The 18,446-nt window shown below is 64.9% G+C and carries 15 protein-coding genes; 11 read left to right on the top strand and 4 right to left on the bottom strand.

The annotated features are described in order from the left end of the window. The first annotated feature begins 44 nt into the window (after positions 1 to 44). The 4 genes from pip to BVG12_RS20550 all read left to right on the top strand — a co-directional run bounded on the left by pip (position 45) and on the right by BVG12_RS20550 (position 4,127). Entirely contained in the window at positions 45 to 1,001 is a 957-nt protein-coding gene (gene pip / locus BVG12_RS20535; RefSeq protein ID WP_075794024.1) for a prolyl aminopeptidase, read from the top strand. Positions 1,002 to 1,078: 77 nt separating this feature from the next. Continuing rightward, positions 1,079 to 1,525: a DUF2721 domain-containing protein gene (locus BVG12_RS20540; RefSeq protein WP_075794025.1), complete on the top strand. Its 447-nt coding sequence runs from the start codon at positions 1,079 to 1,081 to the stop codon at positions 1,523 to 1,525. A 21-nt stretch (positions 1,526 to 1,546) separates the two neighbouring features. Beyond that, a complete protein-coding gene (locus tag BVG12_RS20545; RefSeq protein WP_075794026.1) occupies positions 1,547 to 2,002 on the top strand; it encodes a hypothetical protein in 456 nt (151 codons plus the stop codon). Positions 2,003 to 2,060: 58 nt separating this feature from the next. Beyond that, the gene (locus BVG12_RS20550; protein ID WP_307189079.1) at positions 2,061 to 4,127 is read left to right on the top strand and encodes an NADPH-dependent 2,4-dienoyl-CoA reductase; all 2,067 of its coding nucleotides are present in this window, start codon (positions 2,061 to 2,063) and stop codon (positions 4,125 to 4,127) included. Positions 4,128 to 4,284: 157 nt separating this feature from the next. Here BVG12_RS20550 and BVG12_RS20555 read toward each other — a convergent pair whose 3' ends face one another. The 4 genes from BVG12_RS20555 to BVG12_RS20570 form a co-directional block, all read right to left on the bottom strand. After that, a complete protein-coding gene (locus BVG12_RS20555) occupies positions 4,285 to 4,776 on the bottom strand; it encodes a hypothetical protein (RefSeq protein ID WP_229503669.1) in 492 nt (163 codons plus the stop codon). Positions 4,777 to 4,947: 171 nt separating this feature from the next. After that, positions 4,948 to 6,069 (bottom strand): beta-ketoacyl-ACP synthase III, encoded by a 1,122-nt coding sequence (locus tag BVG12_RS20560; RefSeq protein WP_075794029.1) that lies wholly within the window; start codon positions 6,067 to 6,069, stop codon positions 4,948 to 4,950. A 142-nt stretch (positions 6,070 to 6,211) separates the two neighbouring features. Beyond that, positions 6,212 to 7,639, bottom strand: coding sequence for a S41 family peptidase (locus tag BVG12_RS20565; protein ID WP_075794030.1), 1,428 nt, complete (start codon positions 7,637 to 7,639; stop codon positions 6,212 to 6,214). A gap of 80 nt (positions 7,640 to 7,719) precedes the next feature. After that, the gene (locus BVG12_RS20570; RefSeq protein WP_075794031.1) at positions 7,720 to 8,925 is read right to left on the bottom strand and encodes a glycosyltransferase family 4 protein; all 1,206 of its coding nucleotides are present in this window, start codon (positions 8,923 to 8,925) and stop codon (positions 7,720 to 7,722) included. 253 nt (positions 8,926 to 9,178) lie between these two features. Between BVG12_RS20570 and BVG12_RS20575 the strand changes: the two genes are divergently transcribed. The 7 genes from BVG12_RS20575 (at position 9,179) to BVG12_RS20605 (ending at position 18,351) form a co-directional block, all read left to right on the top strand. Then, positions 9,179 to 10,546, top strand: coding sequence for a UDP-glucose dehydrogenase family protein (locus tag BVG12_RS20575; protein ID WP_075794032.1), 1,368 nt, complete (start codon positions 9,179 to 9,181; stop codon positions 10,544 to 10,546). Then, positions 10,543 to 11,553 carry an NAD-dependent epimerase/dehydratase family protein gene (locus BVG12_RS20580; RefSeq protein WP_075794033.1) on the top strand — a complete coding sequence of 337 codons (1,011 nt, stop codon included), beginning with the start codon at positions 10,543 to 10,545 and terminating at the stop codon, positions 11,551 to 11,553. Before BVG12_RS20575 ends, BVG12_RS20580 begins: the two co-directional genes overlap by 4 nt. Next, positions 11,550 to 12,590, top strand: a complete 1,041-nt coding sequence (locus BVG12_RS20585; RefSeq protein ID WP_075794034.1) for a bifunctional UDP-4-keto-pentose/UDP-xylose synthase — start codon at positions 11,550 to 11,552, stop codon at positions 12,588 to 12,590. Before BVG12_RS20580 ends, BVG12_RS20585 begins: the two co-directional genes overlap by 4 nt. A gap of 83 nt (positions 12,591 to 12,673) precedes the next feature. Continuing rightward, positions 12,674 to 13,189 carry a hypothetical protein gene (locus tag BVG12_RS34730; protein ID WP_179966235.1) on the top strand — a complete coding sequence of 172 codons (516 nt, stop codon included), beginning with the start codon at positions 12,674 to 12,676 and terminating at the stop codon, positions 13,187 to 13,189. Positions 13,190 to 13,318: 129 nt separating this feature from the next. After that, positions 13,319 to 13,879 carry a Spy/CpxP family protein refolding chaperone gene (locus tag BVG12_RS20595; protein ID WP_075796477.1) on the top strand — a complete coding sequence of 187 codons (561 nt, stop codon included), beginning with the start codon at positions 13,319 to 13,321 and terminating at the stop codon, positions 13,877 to 13,879. A 133-nt stretch (positions 13,880 to 14,012) separates the two neighbouring features. Next, a complete protein-coding gene (locus BVG12_RS20600) occupies positions 14,013 to 16,202 on the top strand; it encodes a TonB-dependent receptor plug domain-containing protein (RefSeq protein WP_075794036.1) in 2,190 nt (729 codons plus the stop codon). A gap of 94 nt (positions 16,203 to 16,296) precedes the next feature. Then, on the top strand, positions 16,297 to 18,351 hold the full coding sequence (locus BVG12_RS20605) for a M13 family metallopeptidase (protein WP_075794037.1): 2,055 nt from the start codon (positions 16,297 to 16,299) through the stop codon (positions 18,349 to 18,351). Positions 18,352 to 18,446: the final 95 nt, after the last annotated feature.

Consider the following 18,446-nt stretch of genomic DNA (forward strand, 5'->3'; position numbering starts at 1 on the left):
GGTAGGCTACAATCGGTTGTCGTTTTTTCGCTGACCGATCCGCCATGCCCGTCACCCCGCCGTCGCTGTTCCCGCCCATCCTCCCGAACCGTCATGGCATGCTGGCCGTGGACGACCTGCACACGATTTATTGGGAAGAGGTGGGCAACCCGAACGGCATCCCCGTCGTGTTCCTGCACGGCGGCCCGGGCGCGGGCCTGTCGCCGCAGCACCGCCGCTTCTTCGACCCGGCCACGTACCGCGTGATCCTGTTCGACCAGCGCGGCGCCGGCAAGTCGACGCCGCTGGGCGAATGGCGCAACAACACGACGCAGCTGCTCATCCAAGACATCGAACGCCTGCGCACGATGTTCGGCATCGAGCGCTGGCTCGTGTTCGGCGGCTCGTGGGGGTCGACGCTCGCGCTGGCCTACGGACAGGCGCACCCGGAGCGCTGCCTGGGCTTCGTCCTGCGCGGCATCTTCCTGTGCACGCCGGCCGAGATCGAATTCTTCCTGTACGGCGTGCAGTGGTTCTATCCGGAGCTGTACGACGAATTCGTCGCGCCGATTCCCCTTGAGGAACGCGGCGACCTCTTGAGCGCGTACACGAAGCGCCTGCTGTGCGACGACCCGCAGCAATACTGGCCCGCCGCGCGCGTGTGGAGCCGCTTCGAGGGCCGCCGCGTGTTCCTGCTGCCGCAGGAAGAAGAGCACTCGTCCGACACGCTCGACCTGGGCGTGGGCCGCCTCGAATCGCACTACATGGCGCACGGCGCCTTCCTCGAGCCCGACCAGCTGCTGCGCGACGTCGGCCGCATTTCCCACCTGCCGGCCGTGATCGTGCAGGGCCGCTACGACGTGATCTGCCCGCCGCTGTCCGCGTACCGCCTGCACCAGGCCTGGGCCGGGTCGCGCCTGCGCATGATCCCGGACGCCGGCCATGGCGCGCTCGAGGTGGGTATTGCGCGCGCCCTCGTCGCGGCCACGGAGCAGTTCAAGCGCCACGGCCGTTTCGATTGAAACGACAGTAACGGGGACGGAGGCCGCCGCCTGCTACACTGTCCCCAGCTTCTTACAATAACGACAAGCTACGCAGTATGAATATCCAGACCAACGACATCGGCCATGTCATCCAGTTGTCGATCGCGCCCGTGTTCCTGCTCACGGGCGTCGCGACCAAGCTCGGGGTCCTGATGGGCCGCCTCGCGCGCATCATCGACCGTACCCGCGAGCTCAAGATCGAGCTGCGCAAAGGCCCCGACCCCGATTGCAGCGAAGAGCTCGACGTGCTGTACCAGCGCTGGCAGCTGATCAACTATGCGATCACGGCCGGCACCGGCTGCGGCTTCCTGATCTGCGTGATCATCGCCTGCCTGTTCCTCGGCGATACGACGAACCTGCCGCTGGACCGCTATATCGCAGGCATGTTCGTGGTGGCCATGGTCGCCCTGATTGCCAGTTTCATTTTCCTGCTGCGCGAAGTATCCGTCTCGTTCCGCTACATGCGCATCCACCGTCACGACGATCCGGCCAGGCCGGGCTAGACTTCAAGAATCGAGACCATCATGCACGACTACCAACGTCCTCCCACCCTGCACCGCTACGGCCTGCGCGCCGAGCTGGAACTGGCGCTGTCCTCCGGCCAGTTCAAACTCCAACCCGAGAACGGCTTCCTCACATTGTCGTTCTCCACCGCGTGGAACAGGAACCTGTTCGACGTCCTCGGCCCGGCCGACAGCTGCCTCGTGATCCACAACACCGAGGAATTCGGCGAGCGCCTGCACCGCGCGGTCCAGCGCACCTTGCCCAACTGGGCCGGCATCGACGGCCCCGTCGAATACGGCGTGCGCTCGCGTCTCGGCCAGGCGTTTTCGCGCTCGGCCGGCGACGCCCGCGAGAAGGAGTGGAAGTTCGCGTGGCGCTCGCTGGCGCCGCATACGAGCCTGAACCCCGTCACGGTGCGCATCGGCAGCATCGAGCAGTTCGCCGAACTGCGCACGCCGGAGAGTTATCCGGCCTGACGTTCGCGCCGCATTCGATTAGAACCACGGCTCGACGAAATCCCGGTGTAATGCCGGGATGACCACTCACGCCGTGCCCATGACCGCCCCGCTGCCCACTGCCGCCTATCCGCACCTCCTGTCGCCCCTCGACCTCGGATTCACGACGCTGAAGAACCGCGTGATCATGGGCTCCATGCACACCGGGCTCGAAGACCGCTTCTGGAACTACGGCAAACTGGCCGCGTTCTATCGCGAGCGGGCGCGCGGCGGCGCGGGCCTGATCGTCACGGGCGGCATCTCGCCGAACCGCCAGGGCTGGCTGCTGCCGTTCGGCGGCACGCTGAACTTCCGCGGCGACGTGTTCAACCACCGCCGCGTCACGCGCGCCGTGCACGAAGAGGGTGGCAAGATCCTGCTGCAGATCCTGCACGCGGGCCGCTACGGCTACCAGCCGTTCGTCGTCTCCGCATCGGACATCAAGTCGCCCATCTCGCCGTTCCGCCCGCGCGCGCTGACGGCGCGCGGCATCGAGTCGACCATCGCGGCCTACGTCCGCTGCGCGCGGCTGGCGCAACAGGCCGGCTACGACGGCGTCGAAGTGATGGGCAGCGAGGGTTACCTGATCAACCAGTTCCTCTGTTCGCGCACGAACCGCCGTACCGACGCGTGGGGCGGGCCGATCGAGAACCGCATGCGCCTGCCGGTGGAGATCGTGCGCAGCATCCGCGCGGCCGTCGGCCGCGACTTCATCATCATGGTGCGCCATTCCGTGCTGGACCTCGTCGACGGCGGCAACACGTGGGACGAGATCGTGCAGGTGGCGCAGGCGCTGGAAGGCGCGGGCGCGACGATCCTCAACACCGGCTACGGCTGGCACGAGGCGAGAATTCCCACCATCGTCACGTCGGTGCCGCGCGCCGCGTTCGCCGGCGTCGCGGCGCGGCTGCGCGCTGCGGTCACGATTCCCGTCGTCGCGTCGAACCGCATCAACATGCCGGCCGACGCCGAGCGCCTGCTGGCTGAAAGCAGCGCGGACCTGGTGTCGATGGCGCGCCCGTTCCTGGCCGACCCCGACTGGGTGAACAAGGCGGCGGCGGGACAGGCGGACCGCATCAACACGTGCATCGCCTGCAACCAGGCGTGCCTGGACCACACGTTCGCCAACAAGCGCGCGAGCTGCCTGGTGAACCCGCGCGCCTGCCACGAGACGGAACTCGTGGTCCGGCCGGCGGCGCGCCGCAAGCGCATCGCCGTCGTCGGCGCCGGACCGGCCGGACTGTCCGCCGCGACGGTGGCGGCGGAACGGGGCCACGCCGTCACGCTGTTCGACTCTTGGGACCGCATCGGCGGCCAGTTCAACATCGCCATGCGCATCCCCGGCAAGGAAGAATTCACGGAGACCGTCCGATATTTTGGCCGCCAGCTGGAACTCGCCGGCGTCGAGGTCCGCCTTGGACAACGTGTCACGCGCGAAGAACTCGTCGCGGCCGGCTACGACGACGTGATCGTCGCGACGGGTGTCACCATGCGCCGTCCCCGCATCGAGGGCATCGACCATCCGAAGGTGCTGTCCTACCTGGACGTGCTGCGCGAGGGGGCGTCCGTCGGCGGGCGCGTGGCGATCATCGGCGCCGGCGGCATCGGCTTCGACACGGCCGAATACCTGATCCACGACGCCAACGCGCCGCGCCCGCAGCCGGTCGAGGACTGGGCCGGCGAATGGGGCGTCGATCTCGACGTGGCCGCGCCGGGTGGCCTGGTCAAACCGCACGGCATGGCGCCCGCGCGCAGCATCTGGCTCCTGCAGCGCAAGACGACGCGGCCGGGCGCGGGCCTGGGCAAGACGTCGGGCTGGGTGCACCGCGCGACGCTGGCACGCAACGGCGTCGTGATGCTGGCGGGCGTGCAGTACGACCGCATCGACGACGCGGGCCTGCACATCACGATCGGCGGAGAATCCAAGCTGCTGGAAGTGGACAACGTGGTGATCTGCGCCGGGCAGGAGAGCCTGGCGGAGCTGATGCCGCCGGAGGGTCAGCGAGGCGGGCCGGCGTTCCACAAGATCGGCGGCGCGGCGCTGGCGGCGGAGCTGGATGCGAAGCGGGCGATCCGGGAAGGGGCGGAGCTGGCGGCGCGTTTATAGCACGGACGGCTAGATCCGTCGTTCCCGCGAAGGCGGGAACCCATACTGAGCAACAGGATTCGTGTTGCTGAAGTACCGCGTGTGCGATCGACTGATACGACTTCGGTGCCTCAGCATGGTTCCCCGCTTTCGCGGGGACGACGTGCGAGCACCGCCCTTACTGCCCCGCTCCAGTACTCTTTTTCTTACTCTTCTTGCTGCGATAATCCGACCCCGGCTGCGCCGTCTGATCGCCCTGGCGCGGCATGTTGGCTTCGCTCTGCATGGATCCCGTCGGCGATTCCAGCGAGCCGCCTTTCTGCTGCTGTTCCATGCCGCCGTAGCCCGACTGGCGCGATGCGTTCAGGCGGTCTTCCTCGCCGCGCGCCTGCATGCGCTGGGCGCTCTGGCGGGCGCTCCAGCCCGCCTGCTGGGCGCCGGCGCCGCCGCGCTGGCTGCCCACGTTCAAGTTGTCGGGGCCGCCCTGCAGCGCCCCGCGCGAACGCAGGGCCGCACCCTGCTGTTCGATATTGGCCGACTGGACGTTGGCGCTGCCCGGCGCCACCCAGCCCGGTGCGCGCGGCTGCTGGCTGCCTTCCGCGACCGTGACGGTTTTTTCCTTGGCGATGCCGCGGGCGCGCGTGCTGTCCGGCCCTTTTTGTTTGGTCATTTGATCCTCCTGTGAGCTGCGCATGCTGATGCGCTGACAGGAGGATCATGCGCGCGGGGAACGCGCTATTCCAGAGGAACAGGGAGCGCACCTTTGTAGGACTGGAACTACCGACTTTCTTGTCGTAACGGCGATTTTTGGTAGCTCTGCGGTACGCCCTGCACGACCATGCTATTTCTTGCGCACGACGACGCAGCCGATCGAGTAGCCGGCGCCGAACGAGCAGATGACGCCGTTGGCGCCGCTGGGCAGGTCGTCCTGGTACGCGTGGAACGCGATGATCGAACCGGCCGACGATGTGTTCGCGTACGTGTCGAGGATGACGGGCGCTTCTTCCGGCGTGGCGTCGCGGCCCAGCAGGGTGCGCACGATCAGCTGGTTCATGCTCAGGTTCGCCTGGTGCAGCCAGAAGCGCGAGATGTCTTCGATGCGCAGACCCGCGTGTTCGACCGTGTCGCGGATCATCGCGGCGGCCATCGGGCAGACTTCCTTGAACACCTTGCGGCCCTGCTGGCGGAACAGTTTATCGGGCTGGCCGATGCCGTCCTCGTCGAAGCGGTTCATGAAGCCGAAATTGTTGCGGATATTGTTGGAGAACTTCGTCTTCAGTTTCGAATCGAGGATCTCGAACTGGTGCGCGCTCGTGGCCGTCTCGGCCGCTTCGATGACCATCGCCGTGCATGCGTCGCCGAAGATGAAATGGCTGTCGCGGTCGCGGAAGTTCAGGTGGGCGCTCGTGATCTCCGGATCCAGCACGAGCACGGCGCGCGCCTGGCCCGTCTGGACGGCGGCGGCCGCGGTCTGGATCGCGAACGTGGCGGACGAGCAGGCGACGTTCATGTCGAAGCCATACCCCTCGATGCCGAGCGCGTCCTGCACCTCGACGGCCATGGCCGGATAGGCGCGCTGCATGTTGCTGGCGGCGACGAGCACCATGTCGATGTCGGCCGGCGTGCGGCCCGCGCGGGCGAGCGCCTGGCGGGCGGCGGCGATGCAAATCTCGGCCTGCAGCGACAATTCCTCGTCGGCGCGCTCCTTGATGTGCGGCGTCATGCGGGTCGGGTCGAGGATGCCGGCCTTTTCCATCACATGGCGCGACTTGATGCCCGACGCCTTTTCGATGAAGGCACTGCTGGACGGTTCCAGCGCGGTGATTTCGCCGGCCGCGATTTTCTCGGCGTGCTCGGCGTTGAACAGGTCGACGTAGGCATTGAACGCTGTCACCAGCTCATCGTTGGAGATCGAATTCGGTGGCGTGAACAGGCCGGTGCCGCTGATGACGACAGGTTTCATGATTGACTGGCTTTCATAGACGATAACGGGAGGCAACTCCCAGGATGCAGGCGATTCTACACAATCGTACTGACGGTGGGAACCGAGGGTCGATTCCACAGGAAGCCCGTCAGTACGGGCGTTGTGCGGGATCAGCGCGTCGTCAATGCGATTGCTGGGCGAGCGAGGCGGGCGGCTGGGCGCGCTTCGACAGCTGCACCGGCAAGCCCTGCAGATGATGCAGTGCCTGGGTCAGCTGAAAATCGTCGGCGCTGCCGAATTCGATCGGCTTGCGGGCGCGCTCCGCGGTCAGGATGCGCATCTGCTCTTCGATGTCGTCGTGGTTCGTCGCATCCTCGGGCGCGCGGTTGGTGTCATTTTTGAGGTGGTGCTGCAGGTCGGCTTCGCGCATGCGCAGGGCGTTCAGGCCGTCGCCGTCGGCGTTCTCGTCGACGGGAATGTCGGGCACGATGCCGCGCGCCTGGATCGAGCGGCCGCTGGGCGTGTAGTAGCGCGCCGTCGTCAGTTTGACGGCGGTGTCGCCGGCCAGCGGGCGGATCGTCTGCACGGACCCCTTGCCGAACGTCTGGCTGCCGACGATGGCGGCGCGCTTGTGGTCTTGCAGGGCACCGGCGACGATTTCCGAGGCCGACGCCGAGCCCGTGTTCACCAGCACGACCATCGGCATCGTTTTATACAGGTCCGGCACCTTGTCGAGCGGATCGTTGCCGCGGCTGAGCAGGTAATACTCGGGGCTGCCGTAGAACCGCGCTTTCGAATCTTCCAGCTGGCCGTTCGTCGAGACGATCTCGGCATTCTTGGGCAGGAACGCGGCCGCCACGCCGATCGCGCCCTGCAGCAGGCCGCCCGGATCGTTGCGCAGGTCGAGCACGACGCCCTTCAAATTCGGTTCTTCGCGTGCCAGGGCGGCCAGTTTATTGGCGAGGTCCTCGACGGTCGGCTCCTGGAACTGCGACACGCGCACCCATGCGTAGCCGGGCGCGACGATCTTGCCTTTCACGCTCTTCTGTACGATTTCGTCGCGCGTGATCGTGAACGACAAGGGCGCCGGCGCGTCCTTGCGCAGCACGGTCAGTACGACCTTCGTATGCGGCTCGCCGCGCATGCGCTTGATGGCCTCGTCGAGATCCATCTCCTTCACCGCGGCGCCGTCGATGTGCGTGATCAGATCGCCCGCGTGGATGCCGGCGCGGGCGGCCGGCGCATCCTCGATCGGCGTGACGATGCGGACATAACCTTCTTCGCTCTGGTTGATTTCGATGCCCAGGCCGACGAATTTGCCTTCCGTTCCTTCGCGCAGCTCGCGGTAGGCCTTGCGGTCCAGGTAGGCCGAGTGCGGGTCGAGCGCGCCCACCATGCCGGAAATGGCTTGCGTGAGCAGCTTGCGGTTCTCGACGGGCTCGACGTAGTCGGCCTTGATCGTGTTGTAGGCATGCGCCAGCTGATGCAAGCCCTCGATGGGCATGCCGTCCACCGGCTTGTGGGCCAGGGCGGAGTATTGCATCGTGACGCCGACCCCGAGGATCACGCCGAGCGTGACGAGGGCGACGTTCTTGAAGCTGGAGCGCATGGACGAGGGGACGAATGGAGACTGCGGTCCAGTATAACCTTCGCGGCCCGGGCGTGGTGCCCGGGCGCGCGCGAACCCCGTCAGGCGACGGCGCGGCGGCCGGCCGGCAAGCTGCCGCGGCTGTTGATGATGCGCGAAAACAACGTCAATTGGCCATGGGTCGTGTCGTCCCAGCTGAACCCCTCGGCGTAGCGGCGGGTGGCAGCGTGGTCCGGGTAGTTGCGGCGCAGTTCCGTCAAGGCGTCGGCGATGCCCTTCGCCGTGCGTTCCTTCATCAGCACGCCTGCTTCCGGGGCGGCCACGACTTCCGGCGTGCCCCAGACGTTGGAGGCGACGACCGGCGTGCCGCAAGCCATCGATTCGAGCAGCACGTTGGCCCAGCCTTCGCGGCTGGAGGCCAGGATCATCGCGTCGGCCGCGTTGTAGTAATGCTTGAGCTCGGTCTGGGGGACGGCGCCGAGGAATGTGACGCGGTCGGCCACGCCCAGGCTGGCGGCGAGCGCTTCCAGCTTCTTGCGCTCCGGTCCGATGCCGGCGATCAGCAGTTTTACGTCCGGCAACATCGGCAGCGCGCCGATCGTCAGGTCGTGCGCCTTGCGCGGGTCCAGTACGCCGACGGAGATGACGGTGAAGCCGGTTATGCCCAACCGGGCGCGCGCGGCGGCCCGGTCCATGGGCACGAAACGCTGCAGGTCGACGCCATTGCGCAGCGACACGATACGGTCGCCCGGAATGCCGAGGCCGATCATCTCTTCGCGCAATGCCTGGCACACCGTGATCATGCCGGCGGCGTTGTTTGCCGCCCACATGAGTTGCTTTCTCGGCAGCGCGAACTGCGGAATCAGGTTAATGTCGGTACCGCGGGCCGTGATCACGACGGGCTTGTTGAAATACTTGCCCAGCATCACTGCGGCGACGCCGTCCGGATAAAAGTAGTGCGCATCGATGACGTCGAAGTCATAGCCTTCGTCGATGATACGGCCGATCTCTTTCTTGCAGGCCTGGGCCATCAGCCACGGTGCCGCCGTCATGCCGACCTTCGGAATGACGAGGTAGCGCGGGTGCGTGACGTCGATGTCGTAGCGCGTTTCGGCCGGCGGGACCTTGGAAAAGGCCGCGTAATCGCCGAAGCGCGGATTCTGCGACGGGAACCAGGGCACCGGTGCGACGACCTTCGATTCGACCTGGCCGCTGGCGAGCAGGTAGCGCAAGCGGGTCTCGACAAAGATGCCGTGGCTGGGTTTGACCGTGTTCGGGAAAAGAGAACTGAATGTAAGGAGCTTCATCGACGATGGGCGCAGGGCGGAAGGGGCAGCGTAACACCTATTATGTAATAGATTGCAATTACTTGCCTTATCTAGCGGAACGTGCCGCATTTTAATAGCAAAAAAGCAAACGTGTAGCGTGCTCGTCAGAAATCTGTGATAAATTCGTCTAGTTTTTAACCCGGCGGCAAGTCCACCGGCCCATTCCCTCATGAGGCGAACCGGCATGCAGCGCGGGCGTCCCATGGTCCAACACCTCAATCTGTAGAAGATTATGAAAATTTCAGTTATCGGGACTGGTTACGTCGGACTGGTGTCTGGCGCATGCTTCGCCGACGTCGGCAACACCGTGCTTTGCCTGGACGTCGATACACGCAAGATCACGATGTTGAAGGACGGGATCATCCCGATCCACGAACCCGGCCTGGACAGCCTCGTCCAGCGCAACGCCGCCGCCGGCCGTCTGCTGTTCTCGTCGAACTACGACGACGCCGTCAGCCACGCCGACATCATCTTCCTGGCTGTCGGCACGCCGCCGGATGAAGACGGCAGCGCCGACCTGACCCACATCCTGTCGGCCGCGCGCAGCATCGGCGAGCGCCTGACGAAGCCGGCCGTGATCGTCGACAAGTCGACCGTGCCCGTGGGCACCGCGGAAAAGGTCAAGCGCGCCATCGCGGGCGAACTCGAAAAACGCGGCGTGAACGTCGCGTTCCACGTCGTCAGCAATCCCGAATTCCTGAAAGAAGGCGCCGCGATCGACGACTTCATGAAGCCGGACCGCATCGTGGTCGGCTTCGACGATCTTGACGCAGGCAAGCAGATGCGCCAGCTGTACGCGCCGTTCAGCCGCAACCACGAGAAATTCGTCGAGATGGACATCCGCAGCGCCGAGCTGACGAAATACGCGGCGAACGCGATGCTGGCCACCCGTATCAGCTTCATGAACGAGCTGGCGAACCTGTCCGAACTGCTGGGCGCCGACATCGAAGCCGTGCGCCTGGGCATCGGCATGGACCCGCGCATCGGCCCGGACTTCCTGTACGCCGGCATGGGTTATGGCGGTTCCTGCTTCCCGAAAGACGTCAAGGCGCTGATCAAGACGGCGTCCGACCACAAGCAGCAACTGCATCTGTTGACGGCGACCGAGAAGGTCAACGACGCGCAGAAGAACGTGCTGTTCACGAAGCTGGTGCGTTTCTTCGGTGGCGAGCAAGGCCTGAACGGCAAGACGATCGCGCTGTGGGGCCTGTCGTTCAAGCCGAACACGGACGACATGCGCGAAGCGCCGAGCCGTATCCTGATCAAGTCGCTGTTCGACGCGGGCGCCAACGTGGTGGCCTACGATCCGGTCGCCAGCGAGGAAGCGAAGCGCGTCCTGGTGGCCGAACACGGCGAGGACGTGTGCAACACCCGCCTGCGCATCGTCCCGTCGGCCCGCCAGGCCGTCGAGGGCGCGGACGTGCTCGTGCTGGTCACCGAATGGAAGGAATTCCGCGCGCCGGACCTGCCGTTCCTGGCCGCGAACCTGAAACTGAAGGCCGTGTTCGACGGTCGCAACATCTATGATCCGGAAGCCTTTGGCGCTGCCGGCCTCGTCTATGAAGGCATCGGCCGCCGTTCCGGGAAAGCCGCCCAATGACGGAAGCGAGTAAACAAGGAACGATCCTCGTCACCGGCGCCGCCGGCTTCATCGGCAGCGCGGTGGCGGTGCGCCTGACCGCCATGGGGTATACCGTGGTTGGCTGCGACAATTTCAACGATTACTACGACCCGGCGCTGAAACACCACCGCGTCGAGGCCTTGTTGAAACCGGCCGGCGTGCCGTGCGAGACCGTCGAGCTGAGCGATGGCGAGCAGGTGGCCGCGCTGTTCGACCGCGTCAAACCGGCGCTCGTCGTGCACCTGGCGGCCCAGGCCGGCGTGCGCTATTCGCTGAAAAACCCGGCCGCCTACATCCAGGCGAACCTCGTCGCGTTCGGCCACATGCTGGAAGCCTGCCGCAACCACCAGGTGGAACACCTGCTGTACGCCAGCAGCAGCAGCGTCTACGGCGCCAACGCGAAGACGCCGTTCAGCGAGGACGATGTGACCGACGCGCCGGTGTCGCTGTACGCCGCGACGAAGAAGTCGAACGAGCTGATGGCCCATTCGTACAGCCACCTGTACGGCATTCCGACCACCGGCCTGCGCTTCTTCACGGTGTACGGTCCGTGGGGCCGTCCGGACATGGCGTATTTCAGCTTCGCGCGCAAGATGCTGGCCGGTGAGGCCATCCCCGTGTTCGCCGAAGGCAAGCTGTACCGCGACTTCACGTATATCGACGACATCGTCGAAGGCGTCGTCCGCTTGCTGTTCAAGCCGACGACCCCGGAAGGCAAACCGCCGCACGCCATCTTCAACATCGGTAACCAGACGCCGGTGCAGGTGCTGGATTTCATCCGCACGCTGGAAGACGCGTTCGACGTCAAGGCGCAGCTGGACTTCCAGCCGATGCAGCCGGGCGACGTGCCGGCGACGCACGCCGATACCAGCAAGCTGCAGGACTGGGTCGGCTACAAACCCACGACGTCATTGGAGGCGGGCTTGCGTGAATTTGCGCGGTGGTATAATCGGGCGATACGTGAAAATGTTTCCTATCTGAAATGAAAAAAGTCCTCATCCTCGGCGTCAACGGTTTTATCGGTCACCACCTGTCCAAGCGCATCCTCGAGACGACCGACTGGGAAGTGTATGGCATGGATATGAATTCGGAGCGGATCACCGATCTGCTGTCGAATCCGCGCATGCACTTCTTTGAAGGCGACATCACCATCAACAAGGAGTGGGTCGAATACCACGTCAAGAAGTGCGACGTGATCCTGCCGCTGGTCGCGATCGCGACGCCGTCGACCTACGTGAAAGAGCCGCTGCGCGTCTTCGAACTGGACTTCGAGGCGAACCTGCCGATCGTCCGCTCGGCCGCCAAGTACAAGAAACACCTGATCTTCCCGTCGACGTCGGAAGTCTACGGCATGAGCCCGGACTCGGAATTCGACCCGGAGAATTCGGAACTGGTCTACGGCCCGATCAACAAGCCGCGCTGGATCTACGCCTGCGCCAAGCAGCTGATGGACCGCGTGATCTGGGGCTACGGCATGGAAGGCCTGAACTTCACGCTGTTCCGTCCGTTCAACTGGATCGGCGCCGGCCTGGACTCGATCCACACGCCGAAGGAAGGCAGCTCGCGCGTGCTGACCCAGTTCCTGGGCCATATCGTGCGCGGCGAACCGATCCAGCTGGTCGACGGCGGCCAGCAGAAACGTTCGTTCACCTATGTCGACGACGGCATCGACGCCCTGATGCGCATCATCGAGAACAAGGACGGCAAGGCCACCGGCAAGATCTTCAACGTCGGCAACCCGACCAATAACTACTCGATCCGCGAACTGGCCGGCATGATGCTGGACCTGGCCGCCGAGTATCCGGAATACCGCGACACCGCCAAGCAGGTGAAACTGGTCGAAACGAGCTCGGGCGCCTACTACGGCACCGGCTACCAGGACGTGCAGAACCGCGTGCCGAAGATCGAGAACACGGTCTCGGAACTGGGCTGGAAGCCGCAAGTCTCCATGCGCGACGCGCTCGTCAAGATCTTCGATTCGTACAAGGACAAGCTGGGCGACGCGGAGCAGCTCAATACCTGATCTGCGATCGGCGCTCGTTTGAAAAGGCTGCTTCGGCAGCCTTTTTTTTGCATTACTGCAATAAGTGTCATAAGCTGCCGCAGATGAAGATTGCCATCCTCGGCGGCGGCGTGGCGGGTATCGCCAGCGCGATCGCATTCAAACTAAAAGGATTCGACGTCACCGTCCATGAACGGCGGGATGCCGATTCGAATATCGGCGCGGGCATCGTCGCGTGGCCGAACGCCGCCTTCGTCCTGGACCAATTCGGCATGCTGGGCTGCGCCGCGACGCTGCTGGCCAGGACGATCACGCATCCGCACTTGACGCCCTGGTTGTCGACCGTCGTCGTTCCTCCCGCTTTCCGGGGACGCGGTATCGCATCCGCGCTGTCGCTGCATATCGCCTGTGAGGCGGCCCGCCTCGGGTTCCCGGCGGTTACCTGTTCACCCCACATAACGAAACGCTGTACCAGCGGATCGGCTATCAACCTATCGACGTGGCGGAGCTCAATGGTACGCCGGTCACCGTCATGGCATGTTCGATCAGTTCGTCAATACAAACTCCGGGATCCTGTAAATCCTTGTATCCCCCGACAAACAGCGCGTAAGTATTTGTAAAGTGCCCGGACAGGGTGAGGGCAGGGGCTTATAGTTCTTATCAGTTTCTCTCTCTCTCCACTCTTGAAGTGGTCTTTGCCCACGGTTCCCCAACCGTGGGCTTTTTTATGCCTGGAGCCTTGGATGATCATGACCCGGTTTGCCCGCGCCAGCCTGTGCGCGCTCGTCATCGGCAGCGCCGCCCCTTCGTTCGCCGTGCCCCTGATGGACATGCGCGTCGAGGATTTATTGTTCATGTCCGCCGACGTCAGGAAATCCCTGAACCTGACGCCCAACCAGCAGACGCTGTGGAACCAGATGGAAGGCCGTTCACGGGCTATCCTGCGCGAACGCCAGCGCCGGCGCGAGGCGCTGCAGGAACAAGCCAAAACGCTCGTGGCGCGGCCGAACGTCGAATTGCGCGACCTGAACCGGGCCGTCGAGGCGGAAAGCGCGGCGACGAACACCGAGGACAAGCAGCTGCGCGAAGCGTGGCTGGAAGTGAACGACGCACTCGACGACAAGCAGCGCGCCCAGGTGGCGACCTTCATCGGCGAACAATTGATGCGCGTCGTGCCGGAGGGGCATCCTGGCGGTGAACGTGGCGGCGAGCGGGGCAGCGGCGGCGGACGCCCGGGCGGCATGGGCGGCCACGGCCGCGGCGGCATGGGCGGCGGTCCCGGCGGCGCCTCGATCAACCTCGGCGGCTGAGACATGCATATGATGTATCGTTAAGTAAAAATCTTCACCGATCTGTATTTTGGCTATCCTTCCCCGCTAGAATTGGTTTTATCTAGGCAGCAATGCAGCAGCGCTGCTGCGGAAACCGATCACAACGATAGTCATGAGTAAACTGATCCCGATCGCCTGCCTGGCATTGCTGGGCACGGCGGGACACGCATCGGCCCAGTCCGGCCAGAATCTCTCCCCAGCCACCGACATCCAGCAAGTGAACGTGAACGGCACGCGCGCCGACGATACCGAGACGCGCCGCCTGTCGACGGCAGCGAAAATGGTGTTCGGACGCGAGGAGCTCGACCGCAACGGCGACACCAGCATCAGCGAAGTCCTCAAGCGCCTGCCGGGCGTGACCCTGGGCGGGCCGCCGGGACGCGGCGGCGGCGGCGTGCGCATGCGCGGCCTGGGCAACGGTTATACGCAGATGCTCGTCAACGGCGAGCGCCCGCCGCCGGGCTTTTCGCTGGACGCGCTGGCGCCCGACCAGGTCGAGCGCATCGAGGTCATGCGCGGTCCCGTAGCCGAACATAGTACCCAGGCCATCGCGGGCACGATCAACATCGTCCTGCGCGAGGGTTATCGCCAGAAGGACGTGCAGCTGCGCGTCGCGGACAGCATCGAGCAGGGCCGTCACGGCGTGAACGTGGGCGTGGTCGTGCCGGGCCAGGCGGGCCGCCTGACGTGGAATCTGACGGGCGCCCTCAACCAGGCGCGCCAGCACAACGACGCCGACACGGTCAACCTGAATACCCTGCGCGACGGCACCGTGCAGCGCGAACAGCGCATCCACGACGAAGGCGGCGGCGTCAACGATTCGCTGTTCCTCACGCCGCGTTTCGCGGTCAAGTTTGCGAACGGCGACACGTTGACGTTCCAACCGTTCCTGATCGCGAACCGCAACCGCAGCGGCAGCGACAGTCGGCTCGATCAGACCATCGGCACGATCGCGCCGGAATACGCGCACCAGCGCGCCGATTCGACCTCCCACTCGACCTTCCTGCGCGGCTTCGGCAACTGGCTGCACCGCATGGATGGCGGCGCGCGCCTGGAAGTGAAATTCGGCTTCGCCGGTGGCAGGAGCAGCAGCGACGTGCTGCGCAACACCTACGATGCGCAAGGGCGCCCGTTGATGCGCTACGTCGACAGCGACGCGACGCGCGACGGCAGCCTGAACACGGGCGGCAAGTACACGCGCCCCATGGGCAAGGGCCACCTGTTCGCGGCCGGCTGGGAGATCGAGGGCGGCCACCGCAGCCAGGAGCACGTGGCGGCCGGCGATTCGGCCGCGCTGTTCGACGGCGGCGGGGCATCGCTGGCGGCCGATTCGCGCCGCGTCGCCGCGTTCGTGCAGGACGAGTGGGACGTCACGCCGCAGTTTTCCACCTATCTCGGCCTGCGCTGGGAAGGCATCCGTATCACGAGCGACCAAGCGGCGGCCGGCCGCGGCGACATCAAGAACATGTCGAAGGTCTGGAGCCCCGTGCTGCACGGCGTGTGGCGCATTCCCGAGCACGACAAGGACCAGGTGCGGGCGAGCGTCACGCGCAGCTATAAGGCGCCGGCGCTGAACGACCTGATCGCGGTGCCGACGATTTCCACCTACAACGACGCCACGCGTCCGGACCGCACGGGCAACCCGAACCTGAAGCCGGAACTCGCGACCGGCATCGACGTCGCGTATGAACACTATGTGGGCAAGAGCGGCATCCTGTCCGCCAGCGCGTTCGCGCGCAACATCGACGACCTGCAGCGCCGCACGACGGTGCTGGCGCAGACGGCGAGCGGGCCGCGCTGGGTGTCCACGCCCATCAACGTCGGCCGTGCCCGCACGGAAGGCATCGAACTGGAAGCGAAGTTCCCGCTGACGGACGTGTACGCGGGCGCGCCGAACGTCGACGTGCGCTCGAACTACAGCCGCTACTGGTCGAACGTGGAGGGCATTCCCGGCCCGAACAACCGCCTCGACCAGCAAGCGAAGCAGACGGCCAACGTGGGCGCCGACTGGCGCCTCAAAGGTTTGCCGCTGACGGTGGGCGGCAGCTTGAACTGGACCCCGGCGACGCTCGTGCAGACCACCGTCAACGAGACCGCGTACACGGGCGTCAAGCGCCAGTTCGATGTTTATGGTCTGTACAAGCTGAACGCGAACGCGCAGGTGCGCCTGTCCGCGAACAACCTCGATCCGCGCGTCTACGACAGCGCGCGCAGCGTCGACACGGGCACCCTCGTGCAAAGCGCTGCGACGGCGACGCGCACCTATACCACCCTCGGCATCCGCTACGAAATGAAGATGTAGCGTTGCCACGACGGCCCGGTAGGTCGGCAAACCGGGCCGTGTTACATTCGCCGATGGCCACAAGCCGCATTTGCCGCACCCATAAGGACCTTTCGTGAAACGATACCTTCTCAGCACCCTGACCTTGTCCATGCTGGCCGCCTTCGCACCCGCGGGCGCCGACAACGTCGCGCCGGCCGTCGCACCCTCGGCCAGTTCCGGCATCGACATGCAATACATCGACCCGAACGTACGCGTGCAGGACGATTTCTTCACTTACCTGAACGGCAAGTGGCTCAAGACGACCGAGATCCCCTCGGACCGCGCGAGCTGGGGCACCTTCATAAAGCTGCGCGAAGACACGCAGCCGCAACTCCTCGGCATCATCGAAGCCGACCAGAAGGACCCGCACAAGAAGGCCGGCACCGACGCGCAGAAGATCGCCGACCTGTACACCAGCTTCATGGACGAGAAAAAGCTGGAGACGCTGGGTTACAAGCCGCTGACCGGCGAGCTTGCCCGCATCCGCGCGTTGAAGGACAAGAAGGGCGTGCCGGAGCTGGTCGCGCACTTGTCGAAGATCGGCGTCGCGACCCCGTACGGCATCGGCGTCGCACAGGACGCGAAAGAGTCCACCAAGTACGCCACCTATATCCGCCAGGGCGGCCTGGGCATGCCCGACCGCGATTACTACCTGAAGCTGGATGACGCCAAGATGGCCGCCACCAAGGCCAGGTATCAGACGCACGTCGCGAAGATCCTTCTACTGTCCGGCGACAAGGACGCGGAAGCGAAGGCGCAGGCCATCGTCGCGTTCGAGACCGAGCTGGCCAGGGCGCAGTGGACGAAGGTCGAACTGCGCGACCCGAACAAGAGCTACAACAAGATGGACGTGGCCCAGCTCACGGCACTGACGCCGGGCTACGACTGGAAGGCGGCGCTGGGCGCGGCCGGCGTGGCCAACAAGGTCGACTACGTGATCGTCGGCCAGCCGAGCTACCTGAAAGGCCTCGACCAGATCCTCGCGAATACCGACCTCGAGACCGTCAAGGCCTATTTCCAGTGGCAGCTGCTGCGCGAATACGCGCCTTACCTGTCGAAGGCGTTCGTCGACGAGGACTTCGATTTCTACGGCAAGACGCTGACGGGCGTGGACGTCAACCGTCCGCGCTGGAAGATCGGCGTGTCGGTCGTCGAAGGCGCGCTGGGCGAGGCGCTGGGCCGCGAATACGTGGCCAAGTACTTCCCGCCGGAGCGCAAGGCGCGCATGGAAGAACTGGTCAAGAACGTGCTGGCCGCCTACCGCGAATCGATCGATCACCTCGACTGGATGGGACCCGAGACGAAGCAGGAAGCCCAGGCCAAGCTGGCGAAGTTCACGCCCAAGATCGGCTACCCGAACAAGTGGCGTGATTACTCGCGTTTAAAGATCAAACACGACGACCTGGTCGGCAACGTGGAACGCGCCGCGACCTTCGCGTACAACCGCAACATCGACAAGCTGGGCAAGCCGATCGACCGCGAAGAGTGGGGCATGACGCCGCAGACGGTGAACGCCTATTACAATTCGCGCATGAACGAGATCGTGTTCCCGGCCGCGATCCTGCAGCCGCCGTTCTTCGACGCGAAGGCTGACGACGCCGCGAACTACGGCGCGATCGGCGCCGTGATCGGCCACGAAATCGGCCATGGTTTCGACGACAAGGGCAGCCAGTCCGACGGCGACGGCAACCTGCGCAACTGGTGGACGGCCGAGGACCAGGCACGCTTCAAGGCCAAGACCGACATGCTGGTCAAGCAGTACGACGCGTTCGAACCGATCCCGGGCTACCACGTCAACGGCGCCCTCACGCTGGGCGAGAACATCGGCGACAACTCGGGCCTGGCGATTGCCTACAAGGCCTACAAGATCTCGCTGCACGGCCAGCCGGCGCCCGTCATCGACGGCCTCACCGGCGACCAGCGTTTCTTCATGGGCTTCGGCCAGGTCTGGCGCTCGAAGATGCGCGAGGCCCAGCAGATCGTGCAGGTCAAGACCGATCCGCATTCGCCGGGCCAGTTCCGCGCGAACGGCACGCTGCGCAACCAGGCCGCGTTCTACGAGGCGTTCGGCGTGAAGGAAGGCGACAAGATGTATCTGCCGCCGGAACAGCGCGTCACGATCTGGTAACGATTTGGTAACAAAACCATCGCCATCAGCGATAATTCCGATCGGCGGTACCTCCGCCGATTCCTGCCATCCCACGCCCATAACAACCCACGGGA

The sequence above is a fragment of the Massilia putida genome (assembly GCF_001941825.1).
In the GTDB taxonomy this organism is placed as follows: Bacteria; Pseudomonadota; Gammaproteobacteria; order Burkholderiales; family Burkholderiaceae_D; genus Telluria; species Telluria putida.

Bases quoted from the DNA above. Each gene is read 5' to 3' on its own strand.
- BVG12_RS20570 (WP_075794031.1), bottom strand. From the start codon at position 8,925: ATGAAGCTCCTTACATTCAGTTCTCTTTTCCCGAACACGGTCAAACCC.
- BVG12_RS20540 (WP_075794025.1), top strand. From the start codon at position 1,079: ATGAATATCCAGACCAACGACATCGGCCATGTCATCCAGTTGTCGATC.
- BVG12_RS20585 (WP_075794034.1), top strand. From the start codon at position 11,550: ATGAAAAAAGTCCTCATCCTCGGCGTCAACGGTTTTATCGGTCACCAC.
- BVG12_RS20580 (WP_075794033.1), top strand. From the start codon at position 10,543: ATGACGGAAGCGAGTAAACAAGGAACGATCCTCGTCACCGGCGCCGCC.
- BVG12_RS20595 (WP_075796477.1), top strand. From the start codon at position 13,319: ATGACCCGGTTTGCCCGCGCCAGCCTGTGCGCGCTCGTCATCGGCAGC.
- pip (WP_075794024.1), top strand. From the start codon at position 45: ATGCCCGTCACCCCGCCGTCGCTGTTCCCGCCCATCCTCCCGAACCGT.
- BVG12_RS20550 (WP_307189079.1), top strand. From the start codon at position 2,061: ATGACCACTCACGCCGTGCCCATGACCGCCCCGCTGCCCACTGCCGCC.
- BVG12_RS34730 (WP_179966235.1), top strand. From the start codon at position 12,674: ATGAAGATTGCCATCCTCGGCGGCGGCGTGGCGGGTATCGCCAGCGCG.
- BVG12_RS20565 (WP_075794030.1), bottom strand. From the start codon at position 7,639: ATGCGCTCCAGCTTCAAGAACGTCGCCCTCGTCACGCTCGGCGTGATC.
- BVG12_RS20600 (WP_075794036.1), top strand. From the start codon at position 14,013: ATGAGTAAACTGATCCCGATCGCCTGCCTGGCATTGCTGGGCACGGCG.
- BVG12_RS20555 (WP_229503669.1), bottom strand. From the start codon at position 4,776: ATGACCAAACAAAAAGGGCCGGACAGCACGCGCGCCCGCGGCATCGCC.
- BVG12_RS20575 (WP_075794032.1), top strand. From the start codon at position 9,179: ATGAAAATTTCAGTTATCGGGACTGGTTACGTCGGACTGGTGTCTGGC.
- BVG12_RS20545 (WP_075794026.1), top strand. From the start codon at position 1,547: ATGCACGACTACCAACGTCCTCCCACCCTGCACCGCTACGGCCTGCGC.
- BVG12_RS20560 (WP_075794029.1), bottom strand. From the start codon at position 6,069: ATGAAACCTGTCGTCATCAGCGGCACCGGCCTGTTCACGCCACCGAAT.